The organism is Sunxiuqinia elliptica (genome assembly GCF_900113005.1).
In the GTDB taxonomy this organism is placed as follows: domain Bacteria; phylum Bacteroidota; class Bacteroidia; order Bacteroidales; family Prolixibacteraceae; genus Sunxiuqinia; species Sunxiuqinia elliptica.
The window spans coordinates 194025-207463 of the sequence record NZ_FONW01000004.1 but is presented as its reverse complement, the minus strand read 5'-3'; the positions used below and the strand labels follow the sequence as shown (position 1 = coordinate 207463).

Genomic DNA, 13439 nt, shown 5'->3' with positions numbered 1-13439 from the left:
TTGAAAACCGATAAAACCAAATAATACAATGGGAATATTTAATTTTTCGAAAAGTAAAAAAGGCGATGTCTCGACTATAAACAATCAAGCGATAGCAATAAAAAAGCAAATTCCTAATTTAGAACTTCTATACTTTTCTGACCTACCAGCTAATAAAATACCACACATAGGAATGGGGTTTGTAATCAATATAAGCTTCATCGACGGGAGTCCACAAATTAGAGAAGAAGAAAAACTTGACCCAAGCACAATATTCACATCACTTCCCATATCTAAAATAAAATCTCAGGAGGAAGTAGAATCTTTACCTTATTGGCCTAACTATGCATCGATGAGTCCTAAGCAAAGGTTTGCATATTTGACTTGGCTTCAAGATGTAACAAATCCAATTGATACGGGATATGTGTTTACCTATTATTATGGACTTGAAAGACAATTACTTTTTGGAGATTTTGAAAAAGCATTTAATGAGATTATAAAACTTAGAAAACACCATGACAATAAATCATTTCAAAAATATAGTGAGAACGCCTTGATTTTTTCAAGTTTTTATAACAATCGATTGGACATATTACTTAAAGATTCCGAACAGGCCTCTTTAGATAGATTCTCCAATATTCAACTTCAATTCGCAATTAATCAAAATCTTAATCTTTCTCCACAAAATTTAATATCAATCTTTAAGGAACTAAAATTATATAAGTCGCTAATAAAAGGATTTGAGGAGTTATTTGAAAAATGTGTTATAAATACGTTAAGCACAGAATATAACTCAACTTATTTCCCTTTTGGGAATAAGTTTGATATTTCAAAAATAAAAACAAGAAAAGAACAAGCTTTTGCAAACTATTCTTTTCCAGAGGAACTACGTTATCCGGAGGTGAAAGACATTTTAAATTCTAAAGATTTTAAAAATGAAATAACCAAAATCTTCAATTATTCATACGAGGAACTAAAAAAAGAAAAAGCGATACTTAGAAAGGTTAAAAAGGACAATTTAACTGTAGTAGAAAAACAAAAATTAAGACTCCAAAAGGAAAAAAATAGATTGAAAAAATTATATGATACAAATGTTCTTAAAAAAGATGAATATGAATTATTGATTCAAAAATTAGAAAGTGAATCCTAAAAAACAATAAAAACAGGACCACCTAAAACGTGGCATAAGGCGTGGCTTGGGCATTTAGCCAACTCTAAAAAGGAAGCGAATCACAGCAAAAGAAAACTAATGAATGCTGATTTTATAAACTTAACTAATGAAAATATTGATAATGAGCATTTATGTTGCATTATCCGTAGTAAAAAGCCCCATAAAGGTATTACAGCAAAGCGACAATGGCTTTCAGAGCGATTAAATGAAGGGCATGTCTTTAGAAAACTAAATGCTGCAAAGGCTACGGTTTTTATTGAATATGCTCCTCTTGAAACAGCTTGGGTTCCCATAACCGGAGACAATTATTATTATCTGTATTGTTTGTGGGTCTCTGGAAGTTACAAAGGAAAAGGATACGGCAAGTTGCTGTTGGAGTATTGCTTGGCTGATGCCAAAGAAAAGGGTAAATCTGGTATTTGTATGCTCGGAGCAAAAAAGCAAAAATCGTTTCTCTCAGACCAATCATTTGTAAAGAAGTATGGTTTTGAAGTTGTTGATATCACTGATAATGGATATGAACTCCTTGCGCTTTCTTTTGACGGAACAATGCCGAAGTTTGCACAGAATGTAAAGACTCAGGAAATCGAAAACAAAGAGCTAACAATTTATTATGACATGCAATGCCCCTTTGTCTGCCAAACCATTGATCGGATAAAACAATATTGTGAAGTCCATGACGTCCCGGTATGCCTGATTCATGTGGATACACTGCAAAAAGCAAAGGAATTGCCTTGTGTTTTCAATAACTGGGGCGTGTTTTATAAAGGAAAATTTGAGACCGTTAATTTGTTAGATGTCGCTTATTTAAAAAGAATACTTAAAAAATGAAGAACGAGGATAACACAGCACATATTGAAGGGCTGGGGGCGGAGGTGTGCCACCAATTGCGCCCCGATAGCTATCGGGACCGCTCGATCAAATAGAAGTGATCGTCACCAAAATTTTAGAAATAAAGAAAATGGAAACCAAGTATTTTATAGCAAGGCAGGAGTGGAGAGCATGGCTCGAAAACAATTTTGAGACGAAGGATGAAGTTTGGTTGAAATATCCATTAAAGAAGACGGGTAAAGCACGAATTTTATACAATGATGCGGTTGAGGAAGCGCTATGCTTTGGATGGATCGACAGTACGGTTAAAGCCCTGAATGAAGAGACTACGATTCAACGATTTTGCAAAAGAAGAAAGAACTCAAGCTTTTCGCAACCAAACATCGAACGCTTGAAATGGCTCTATGAAAACAACATGATTCATCCAACAGTTAAGAAGGACGTTTTAGGGATCATTCAACAAGATTTTGTTTTTCCGGAAGACATCATCAAGCAGTTAAAATCGGATCAAACTGTTTGGGAAAACTATCAAAGCTTTTCGGAACCCTATAAACGGATTCGAATTGCCTATATTGACAGTGCGCGCAAGCGGCCCGATGAGTTTGACAAACGTTTGAAGAATTTCATTGAAAAAACAAAAGAGAATAAACTCATTAAAGGGTTTGGAGGAATTGAAAAATACTATTGAGAAGAATAGCAACTGCCGCCAATGATGTACGAGATGGTCGTAAGTTTAAGTGTTCCGGCTTCTTTATCGACGAACTGTTGTGCTTGATATCATAAAACCAAACAACCGATTATGAAACCGAAAGAATTAGTAAAAAAGTGGGTCGATATTTTCAACACAGGAGATACAGACCAAATAGCGGAACTTTATCATGATGATGCGATCAATCATCAAGTTGCCAATGAACCAATCGCTGGGCGTGACTCAATAAAGGAGATGTTTAGAGCTGAATTTGCACAAGCAAAAATGGTTTGCCTTGTCGAGAATCTGTTTGAAGATGGTGATTGGGCAATACTTGAATGGAAAGATCCTCTTGGCTTAAGAGGATGTGGCTTTTTTCAGGTAATTGATGGGAAAATCAAATTTCAACGAGGCTATTGGGATAAATTATCCTTTTTGAGACAGCACGATTTACCAATCCCTAAAGTATAGCGAATAAGATTGATAAATCGATTCCTGTCTTGCCGAGAACATAACGGCAGGTGAATGAAAGGCTTTTGAATAACCTACGAGACTGCCTTGACATAGATAACTCCTTTTAGCATCAAAAAAAACACGACAGCTTATTTGTAAGTGTTAGGTACGATTATCGCCTAATAGCTGTATCATCAGCTATTGGAATTGTTTCTTTTTCAACCACCAGTCCAATCGGGTTTCTGGCTTATAGTTGGTGGTTTTGGGCTTGCCCTCGGCCCGTTCGATCCTTAATTCCTTTAGCTCAGCAACTACCGACCAAATGGTGCCGAACTTTTCTTTTTTGAGGTCTAAACACACACAGCGATCCGATAAGATCGCTTTGGCTTGTTCAAGATCCAGATGATCAATGGCACTCAGGTGTTGTTGCAGTCCTTCATAGCGTTCGGCACTTTTGCTCCATTCAATGCCTCCCTTGTCAAACTGTTTCATTGTGGGGGACTAAAACTGGTTAGTGATGTTTAAAAATTGCTCCTTGTGCGGTGGTCGTCGAATCACACTTTGTTGTGGCGCAGACTCGACTACTGCCAGGTCGCCCGAAGCATCGGCAAGTAGAAAGTTATTGGCCGAAGAAACCCTGCTTGTCTGAATAAGTTCAATGGCTTGGGCGGTTGTCTTGCAGTTCTCTAAAACCTTTTTCACTACGAAGTGAAAGCTCACTCCTGGCTGAATTTCTGTGCCATTTACAAACGACATCGCAACAAAAAGCCCCTTTTCATTGATGCCGTCCGAACGCCCGATAAAAACATCGGATTGGCTGATGTAGGCATATTTGTCTTTAGGGGCAATCAGACTGCTCTCTGTAAATTTTTTAAACTGAAACAGCATATCGTAATTGCGTCCTACCACCACCGAATCGTTATTCTTAAAGGCAAATACGCTGCATTGTCCCGTGTTCTCAAAAATACCAAGGCTGAGTAGAAAAGCGCCTAAATTCTCAGGTTTATCGTGAATGCCTTTGGCAAAACCTTCAATTTCTTCGATGGCCTCAGGATAATCTTTTTTTAGCAGCTCGTAAGAGGCTAGTCCAAAGGCATGCTTGTGTTCAGATATGGGAGGAATCGTAAAGTTCGCTTTTTCATAAAGCAGTTGTCCATACTTAAGGCCCATGTCATAGAATGCTCCGTACAATCTTGGATGATACATACTTTTTTGTGTTTAGGATTGATGTTCAATGAATAATGACTAAATAATGGGCGACTTTATGTAATCTAACTAAACTGTTAAAGTGAATATTTGGTTCATAGTTTTTTAATGATTTCGTCAAACGCCGGATTAGAGGCTTTGGGGAGGTAATGAAGAGAACAAATTACGATAGGAGGATTTGCTCACATATGGATTAGAGCAACTTGCATTTCCAAATTTACGAAGTCGCATGTGCCAATATTAACAATTCGTATCACATAAGAATAGACGAGGAAAGCAACCATTTGAACGTTAATACATCTATGTAATATATTGAACTTTAAATTAATGACCTATGAAAAAAAATCTATTAGCTGTTCTTGTAATCATGGCAGCGTTTCTAATCTCATGTGAAAAAGAAGATAATATTTCATTCGCTAAAATGCGTATAAATCATTACCAACAACCGGTAAATATGCAGGAACTTTACACTGGTTTGTCATTTAAAGTACAAGAAGGCAGCCAGATTGGAAAGGAAGAATGGTATGGCTTTTCAAACAGGATCTCTGGATTTGAATATGAACTTGGATATATTTATGATATTGTAGTTCAGAAGGAAAAGATTGAGAATCCTATGGTAGATATGCCAAGTGTAAAATATTCTTTAGTTAAAGTTAATTCAAAGTCTAAGGTGCCTCAAGAAACAACCTTTACAATTACTTTAGCAATTAATTATTTTAATGGATTTGAGTCATTGGTGGTTGAAAATGAATCATCTAACTATACTCTTTTGGGCGAAACAGAAATTGACTGTGGAGAATTATGTGACGCATTAGAAGAGAACATTAAAAACGAAAATGGGATGGTTGGGACGTTTAAACATATTGATAGAAAAACAATACAATTATTGGAACTTGAAGTTCAGGAAGACTATTAGTAGCACAGTATCATCTATTTTATTACAATGCTAGGGCAATCATTTATCTAGCAAAAAAAGCCACCTTCCCGAAGGAAGATGGCTTTTGGAATTATAGTAAACGGTTTTTTTATTTTTCTTCAGCTGATTCAGGAGTGAAGTCCATTGCAGCCAAACGCTTGTATGAAGCGTGACGCCATTTGGCATTCTCTTCAGAAGCTTTGAACAGTTCTGCAGCTTGTTCTGGGAATGACTTTTTCAGTGAAGTATAACGAACCTCTCCGTTCAAGAAATCCTGGAATTTGCTCCAATCTGGTTCTTTTGAATCGAGTACAAATGGGTTTTTCCCATCAACTTCATGCTCTGGGTTGTAGCGGTACAGTGACCAGTAACCTGCTTCAACTGCTTTTTTCTCTTCAGCTTGAGAAGCTCCCATGCTGGCACGTAGTCCGTGGTTGATACATGGAGAATAAGCAATGATCAGTGATGGTCCTGGGTAAGCTTCAGCTTCGCGAATTGCTTTCAGATATTGAGCCTGGTTAGCTCCCATAGCAACTTGCGCAACATAGACATAACCGTATGACATCGCCATTACACCCAAGTCTTTTTTACGGATTTTCTTACCTGAAGCGGCAAATTTAGCAACGGCACCAACTGGCGTTGATTTAGAAGCCTGACCACCGGTGTTGGAGTAAACCTCGGTATCCATAACCAATACGTTTACATCTTCACCTGAAGCCAATACGTGGTCTAAACCACCGTAACCGATGTCGTAAGCCCATCCGTCACCACCAAATACCCAAACTGATTTTTTCACCAGGTATTTTTTCAGTCCAAGGATGTCTTTAGCGTAATCGCCATCTTTACCTTCCAGTACAGCCAATACTTTTGCAGATGCTTCTTTTGAAGCTTCGGCGTTGTCTTTGCCTTCAATCCAAGCAGTGAAAGCTGTTTTTTCTTCGTCGCTAATTCCGTTTTGAAGTGCTTCACTCATGATGCTTTCAATACGGTCGCGTTGAGCCGAAACACCTTCAGCCATACCAAAACCATACTCGGCATTGTCTTCAAATAAAGAGTTTGCCCAAGCTGGTCCTTGTCCGCTTTCTTTGTGTTTACAGTATGGAGTTGCAGGAGCCGAACCACCGTAGATTGAAGAACAACCGGTAGCGTTGGCAACCATCATACGCTCGCCATAAAGTTGTGTAATCAGTTTGATGTATGGTGTTTCACCACAACCAGCACAAGCTCCGGAGAACTCAAACAATGGTTGAGCAAACTGTGAGTTTTTAACTGATTTGTATTTGTCGACAACTTTTTCTTTGTAAGTAACATTTTTGTCCATGTACTCCCAGCGGGCAACTTGGTCTTCTTGAGTGCCAAGAGGCTTCATGACCAGTGCTTTTTCTTTTGAAGGACAAACATCGGCACAGTTACCACAACCAGTACAGTCAAGTACTGAAACCTGAATACGGAAGTTCAAGCCAGGGAATTGTTTGGTTGGAGTAGCCGTTTTAGTAGCTGTTCCTTCAGGAGCATTTGCAATTTCTTCTTCTGTCATCAGGAATGGACGGATTGCTGCGTGAGGACAAACGTAAGCACATTGGTTACATTGGATACAGTTGTCATCTTGCCACTCAGGAACGTTTACAGCAACACCACGCTTTTCAAATGCGGCAGTCCCTTGCTCGAATGTACCATCTTCATATCCTTTAAAAGTCGATACTGGCAGGCTGTTTCCTTTTTGAGCGTTGATTACGTCAACAAATTTGCTGATGTATTCAGGACGGTCGGTAGCAGCTACTTCTTCTTCCAGTTTCAGTTCTGCCCACTCAGCAGGAACTTCAACTTTCTCTACATTTTTACCTCCTGCTTCAACAGCAGCAAAGTTCATGTTAACGATTTTCTCACCTTTAGCACCGTATGATTTTACAATGGCTTTTTTCATTTCTTCAACCGCTTGGTCGTAAGGAATTACGCCAGTGATTTTGAAGAAAGCCGATTGCATGATGGTGTTGGTACGTGTTCCCAAGCCCAGTTCTTCACCTAATTTGGTTCCGTTGATGATGTAGAAGTTAATTTTGTTTGCAGCCATGTAACGCTTCATGGTGTCTGGCAAACGTTTTTTAGTTTCTTCTGCATCCCAGATCGAGTTCAACAGGAATGATCCTCCAGCTTTCAACCCTTTCAGTACATCGTAAAGGTTTACGTAAGCAGGAACGTGGCAAGCAACAAAGTCAGGAGTTGTTACCAGGTAAGTTGAACGGATAGGGCTATCGCCGAAGCGCAAGTGAGAACAAGTGAAACCACCTGATTTTTTTGAGTCATATTCAAAATATCCTTGGCAGAATTTGTCTGTTGCACTACCAATAATCTTGATGGAGTTTTTGTTGGCACCAACAGTACCATCAGAACCTAAACCATAAAATTTAGCTTCGTAGATTCCTTCAGGAGAAATTTTTACTTCTTCTTTTAAAGGAAGTGATTTGAATGTAACATCATCTAGGATACCTAGCGTGAAGCCATTTTTAGGCTCAGCCATTTCCAGGTTTTCGTAAACAGCGATGATTTGTGAAGGAGTGGTGTCTTTAGAGCCCAATCCATAACGTCCACCAACAATAACAGGCGCATTTTCTTTTCCGTAGAACAAGTCTTTAATATCCAGGTACAATGGTTCGCCATTTGCTCCTGGCTCTTTGCTACGGTCAAGTACAGCAATACGCTTAACGCTAGCTGGCAATACGTTCATGAAATATTTTGCACTGAACGGACGGTATAAGTGAACAGATAATAAACCAACTTTTTTACCTTGAGCAGCCAAGTGGTCAATTGTTTCTTTAATGGTTTCAGTAACTGATCCCATAGCGATGATGATGTCTTCAGCATCTTCAGCACCGTAGTATGTAAATGGGTGATACTGACGTCCAGTCAATTTCGAAATCTCTTGCATGTACTCATTTACGATATCAGGAACGGCATCGTAAAATGGGTTTGAAGCTTCTTTAGCCTGGAAGAAAATATCCGGGTTTTGAGCTGTACCACGAGTTAGAGGAGACTCAGGATTCAACGCACGGTCGCGGAATGCTTGTAGTGCATTGTGGTCAATCAATGGACGAATGTCTTCTTCGTCGATAACTTCAATTTTCTGAATTTCGTGTGAAGTACGGAATCCGTCGAAAAATGAAAGGAATGGAACGCGTGATTTCAGCGTGGCTAAGTGAGATACACCAGCCAAGTCCATTTCTTCTTGAACTGAACCGGCAGCCAACATTGCAAAACCAGTTTGGCGTGCAGCATACACGTCAGAGTGGTCTCCAAAGATTGACAAAGCATGTCCGGCTAAGGCACGGGCACTAACATGGAAAACAGTCGGCAACAATTCACCGGCAATTTTATACATGTTAGGAATCATCAGCAACAATCCCTGTGAAGCCGTATAAGTAGACGTTAAGGCACCTGATTGAAGCGCTCCGTGAACAGCACCAGCGGCACCTCCTTCACTTTGCATCTCAGCCAAACGCACTGGACGGCCAAACAAGTTCTTCTTTCCTTTAGCTGCCCACTCATCCACATACTCAGCCATCGTTGACGAAGGAGTAATTGGATAAATACAGGCAACTTCGCTAAACATGTAACTCATATACGCGGCTGCGTAGTTTCCGTCACATGTAATGAATTTTTTTTCTTTTGCCATTTCTATTCAAGTTAAATTTTGATTTATATTTTCTTTAGATTCTTGGTTTTTACGCTAGTACAAAAAACCGAATAGCCACAAGGGGATTTTATTTCCACGGCCTTCTTCGATCATGTCGGCAGCCGCGTAAGTTCCCGCTTCTGGTTCCGTATATTTTCCACCTACAATGAAGTGGTAATTGTCGTTCACTTTAAAGTCTGCTTTTTTTGAACCTTTAATCGTATGCTGATAGCCCACTTGATTGTAGAAAAAAGTGGTGCGTAAATTCCGGTTATTGATGTTGTTGGGCTCCACCGCAAAAAGAATGTTGGTGTTGTGCGCATAAACCAAGTCGGGCTTTTTCATCTGATCTTCGCTTCCATTGGAGAAGAGCAGGTTGATTAATCGCGCATTTTTTAAATAGCGCAAATAATTCATAATGGTCGCCCTCGATGTTTCAACATCGTTACTGATTTTACTGACGTTGGGTGAAAAAGGAACTTCCCCGGCAATAATCTGAAGCAGCTTCCTTAGTTTGGGTAAATACTTCAATTCAATTTGGTTGAGGTAAGTAACATCCAGCTCCAAAGCCAGGTTAACGTGTTTCAGTAATGTTTCGTTGTAAAACGATTTGTTTTTCAGAAAGTAGGGGTAGAAACCTGTTTGTAAATATTCTTCGAAATAGGCCAGTGGCTTTACCTGGTCGGTAATTTCGCGGGAGATCTCCTGGTGGTTTGAAACAAGTTCCTCCAAACGATACCGGCGAAAATTAAAATCGCCATGAAAGTTCAGGTATTCGCGAAAAGACAAACCTTCGAGATGATACACCTTGGCAATGTTTTTAAGGTGAGCATTTCCCTCGATAACTCTCAAAACAGGAGACGCTGTGAAAATAATCTTCAATTCAGGAAGGTTGTCGTAACAGGCGCGTAGCTCTTCAGACCATTCCGGGTACTTATGAATTTGGTCCAGAATAAGCACTTTGCCTCCCTTTTTGTAGAATTCATCGGCAAAGTTGTAAATCTTCCTTTTGGTGAAATAGAAGTTATTTAGGTTGACATACAAGCATGTTTTATCCTCCGGGTATTTGTCGTGTACCAGATCGAACAGAAAGGTCGTTTTACCAACCCCGCGAAAACCTTTGATGCAAATTAACCGGTGCGACCAGTCAATTTCATTCATTAATTCTCTCCGGATTGTCTGGCGAGGCTGCTCAAACAAGGCTTGATGTATTTGTATAAGGTTTTCCACAAGCAATCTTATTTCTGCAAACAAAAGTAAACAGGAACTTTTATTTTTTGCAATCTAGAGATAACAATTTTGACCGAATTGTGTAATTTATAATTAGTAAAAATAAGCTAAAGCAAAAGCTTCTTCTTCCGCAAACTGCCCGGGCTACAAAAGAATATAGCTATTTTTGCAGAAATTGAATTTGCTATGGGAAATCGGAAGACTGAATTACTACTGCCTGCTGGAAATACGGAATCGTTTTACGCTGCACTTGATGGTGGCGCTGATGCGGTTTATCTCGGATTGAAGAACTTTAACGCCCGGGGGAGGGCTGCTAACTTTGGTGAAAGTCATTTGATGGCGGCTCTAAAGGAAGCCCAAAAGCGAAAAGTAAAGATCTATGTCACTCTAAATACAGTCATCAAAAATAAGGAAATTGATGATTTGTTGGATGTGTTGGCTTTTTTGGAAAAGGCAGGAGTTGACGCGATTATTATTCAGGATTGGGGCGTGTACCACATTGCCCGCTTGCGTTTTCCGAAATTGGTTATTCATGCCAGTACCCAAATGGGGAATCACAATTCGCTAGGCGTAGAATTTTCAACCCAGAAGAAGATTGCCCGTGTAATTTTGGCTCGTGAGTTAACCATGACTGAATTGAAGCATATTGCCAAGCGCTCGACCACCGAGTTGGAGCTGTTTATTCATGGGGCTTTGTGTTACTCATTTTCAGGACTGTGTTTTTTCAGTAGTTACCTTGGAGGGCGTGGGGCCAACCGTGGCTTGTGTGCTCAACCTTGCCGGCGTATTTACCAAGATGATCAGCAAAGCAAATTCCTGTTTAACTTAAAAGATAACCAACAGTTGCCCAATCTAAAGCAGCTTCAGCAATTGGGTATTCACTCGTTGAAAGTTGAAGGTCGGATGAAATCAGCCGACTATGTCTACCGGGTGGCTAAAGCTTACCGGATGGCCATCGATGATCCTTCGAAAAAAGAAGAGGCCGAACAACTGCTTCGGATGGACTTTGGTCGCGAGAAAATCGCTTACTTTCTCGGAAAAGATGTCCGCGATGGAATTACCAATACCTCGAATACCGGGATCTTGATTGGTAAAGTCATTCTGGCTAAAGATGGTAAAGTGACTTTTGAATCGGATACGGCTATGCAGGAAGGAGACCGAATCAGAATTCGCCACATTCAAGATGATAGCACGATTAACTTGAAGCTGCGGGAGCTGGAGGTTGCTGAAAGCCGCTACTCCTTTGTTTACGATGGACAGGAGAAGGTTCGGGTAGGCGATGAGTTGTATTGGGTAGGGCGCCGTGAGCAGCGTTTCCCTGGGAAGTTTGCTGATTTGCCACATGCTCGAATGAAGTCCTTACCCTATGGTGAAAAGAAAAAAGTACGGCAGCAGTTGCTGATCAAGTCGCGCCCTTCAAAGCCACGCTTGTTCGTGCGTGTTGACCAGCCCGACTGGTTGCGTAAAATCAGGATTGAAGATGTCGATGGTTTGATTCTTTCATTTACACGAAAAGAACTGGAGAGTTTTGATTTTGCCGCACGATTTATTCAGCAAAATAAACATCGAATTTATATTGAAACCCCCAAGTTTATTTCGGAAGAGCATTTGGAGGACTATCAAAAATTGATTCGACGAATTGAAAAACAAGGTTTCCGACAGTTCTTTATTAGCCATTTGTCGCAGCGTTTGTTGCTCAGTAAGGATAGCCAGGTAAGCAGCAATGAGAATGTGTATGTGTATAATGATGCAGCAGCAAAAATGCTCAACGATACTCGAATCCGAAACTTTTGTTACCCATTGGAGAATGATTTCGACAACCTGAAAAGTATGCAAAATAAGCAAGGAATCGTTCTTCTTCATGCTTATCCGGAGTTGTTTTATTCGCGCATGCCGGTTCGCGTGGCCAGTGAGGAACAGCAGTTCAAAGACGACACGAACAAAACTTTTCAGAAAGCCAGTCGTGATGGCATTACCATCGTTACGCCAGAGGCTCCAGTTAGTTTGTTTCAGTATAAAAAGCAGTTGCAAAAAGAAGGTTTTTCCAACTTTATGATTGACTTGAGCCATGAGAAACCATCGAAACATACCTTTAAAAAAGTGCTTAATAAGTTTCGGTTTGCTGAGCAGTATCAGCCGTCAACAACTTTCAACTTTAAAAAAGGCTTGCAATAGAATGGAGCGTTTAGAAGAAGGAAAAAACAAAGGGGGTACTTCTTAAGTTTTAGAACATGAAATAAAGCGCAGAGAAATATCGGTTGGTGTGGGCAATTTTATATCTTAGTCAAGCTAATAACTTCTGTTAAGCAGAAGCTTTTGCTAAACCAACTATGAAAAATAAAGCTCCATATTTATTTCTTATAATCAGTCTGTTAATGCCCTGTCTTGTCTCGGCTCAGATGAGCATGAAGCGAGAAGGTGATGGTATTTTGATTACTGAAGGTGATCAAAAGGTGGCCTTTTATGCTAAGGAAGCGCCGGCAATGAACCTGGATAAGGGCAGAGCAAACTACTTTCATCCGGTTTATTTGCCCGATGGAACCGTTATTACCGAGAATGCTCCGGAAGATCATATTCATCATCGGGGAATCTTTTGGGCTTGGCATCAAGTCCTAATTGATGGCACTTCAATTGGCGATCAATGGACACTTTCTGATTTTATCCATGATGTGAAAAGTGTTGAATTTTTTCGTCTTCCACAAGGAATGGCAATGATGAAGACGATTGTGCATTGGAAATCGCCTAAGTACGCGGCAGGAGCTCGTCCTTTTGTCGAAGAAAAGGCAACGGTCAGCTTTTTTGAGCAGCGAAGAAATTACCGGATTATTCAGTTTCGCATTCAGCTGCGGTCGCAGGTAAATGGACTGATGCTTGGGGGCTCCGATGACTCGAAAGGTTATGGCGGATTTTCAGCTCGGATTGATTTGCCAGACGATGTCCGTTTTTCTTCGGAAGGAAAAAAAGTTGAACCTCATAAGAATGCAGTACAAGCCGGAAAGTATATGAATGTTAGTGGTTCAATGGCTAAGAATGGGCATCATGGTGGTGTTTTGATTTATTCGGCCAACTCGTTTGATACAAGTACGCAATGGATTTTGCGGAATAAGGAGAGCATGCAAAATGCTGTTTGGCCGGGAAGAGAACCGGTTGCCTTGTCTAAAGTTACTCCTTTGGTACTTAAATATGCCGTGGTTTTATATACCGGAAGACTGAATGAAAAGCGCGTGCTGAAAGATCTTCAAAAACTGGAGTGGGACTAGACCCCTGGAAGATCAGAGGATGAGAATGTTGGAGT

Annotated in this window: 11 protein-coding genes; 7 read left to right on the top strand and 4 right to left on the bottom strand. The window is 40.2% G+C overall.

The genetic code is table 11. From position 1 onward, the window contains the following. Window positions 1-28 precede the first annotated feature (28 nt). From BM156_RS10690 to BM156_RS10675, 4 genes are all read left to right on the top strand, one after another. Window positions 29-1129: a TerB N-terminal domain-containing protein gene (locus BM156_RS10690; protein WP_093919862.1), complete on the top strand. Its 1101-nt coding sequence runs from the start codon at window positions 29-31 to the stop codon at window positions 1127-1129. A 99-nt stretch (window positions 1130-1228) separates the two neighbouring features. Beyond that, complete coding sequence (locus BM156_RS10685) at window positions 1229-1981, top strand: GNAT family N-acetyltransferase (protein ID WP_093919861.1); 753 nt, start codon at window positions 1229-1231, stop codon at window positions 1979-1981. Window positions 1982-2111: 130 nt separating this feature from the next. Next, the gene (locus BM156_RS10680) at window positions 2112-2669 is read left to right on the top strand and encodes a YdeI/OmpD-associated family protein (protein WP_093919860.1); all 558 of its coding nucleotides are present in this window, start codon (window positions 2112-2114) and stop codon (window positions 2667-2669) included. 111 nt (window positions 2670-2780) lie between these two features. Further along, entirely contained in the window at window positions 2781-3140 is a 360-nt protein-coding gene (locus BM156_RS10675; RefSeq protein ID WP_093919859.1) for a nuclear transport factor 2 family protein, read from the top strand. Between the two features lie 180 nt (window positions 3141-3320). On the opposite strand, the gene BM156_RS20770 is transcribed toward BM156_RS10675, so the two are convergent. Together BM156_RS20770 and BM156_RS10670 are read right to left on the bottom strand one after the other, a co-directional pair. Beyond that, window positions 3321-3614: a C45 family peptidase gene (locus tag BM156_RS20770; protein ID WP_212733482.1), complete on the bottom strand. Its 294-nt coding sequence runs from the start codon at window positions 3612-3614 to the stop codon at window positions 3321-3323. A gap of 9 nt (window positions 3615-3623) precedes the next feature. Continuing rightward, window positions 3624-4328: a C45 family autoproteolytic acyltransferase/hydrolase gene (locus tag BM156_RS10670; protein ID WP_212733481.1), complete on the bottom strand. Its 705-nt coding sequence runs from the start codon at window positions 4326-4328 to the stop codon at window positions 3624-3626. A gap of 334 nt (window positions 4329-4662) precedes the next feature. On the opposite strand from BM156_RS10670, the gene BM156_RS10665 reads away from it, so the two are divergent. After that, window positions 4663-5244, top strand: coding sequence for a DUF4377 domain-containing protein (locus BM156_RS10665; protein ID WP_093919858.1), 582 nt, complete (start codon window positions 4663-4665; stop codon window positions 5242-5244). Window positions 5245-5353: 109 nt separating this feature from the next. Here the strand turns inward: BM156_RS10665 and nifJ are convergent, their stop codons facing one another. Beyond that, window positions 5354-8914: a pyruvate:ferredoxin (flavodoxin) oxidoreductase gene (gene nifJ, locus BM156_RS10660; RefSeq protein ID WP_093919857.1), complete on the bottom strand. Its 3561-nt coding sequence runs from the start codon at window positions 8912-8914 to the stop codon at window positions 5354-5356. Between the two features lie 54 nt (window positions 8915-8968). Then, a complete protein-coding gene (locus tag BM156_RS10655) occupies window positions 8969-10144 on the bottom strand; it encodes an AAA family ATPase (RefSeq protein WP_244525733.1) in 1176 nt (391 codons plus the stop codon). Window positions 10145-10330: 186 nt separating this feature from the next. Here BM156_RS10655 and BM156_RS10650 point away from each other — a divergent pair, with 186 nt between their 5' ends. After that, window positions 10331-12319, top strand: a complete 1989-nt coding sequence (locus BM156_RS10650) for a peptidase U32 family protein (protein ID WP_093919856.1) — start codon at window positions 10331-10333, stop codon at window positions 12317-12319. A gap of 224 nt (window positions 12320-12543) precedes the next feature. After that, window positions 12544-13404: a DUF6807 family protein gene (locus BM156_RS10645; protein ID WP_170846934.1), complete on the top strand. Its 861-nt coding sequence runs from the start codon at window positions 12544-12546 to the stop codon at window positions 13402-13404. Window positions 13405-13439 lie beyond the last annotated feature (35 nt).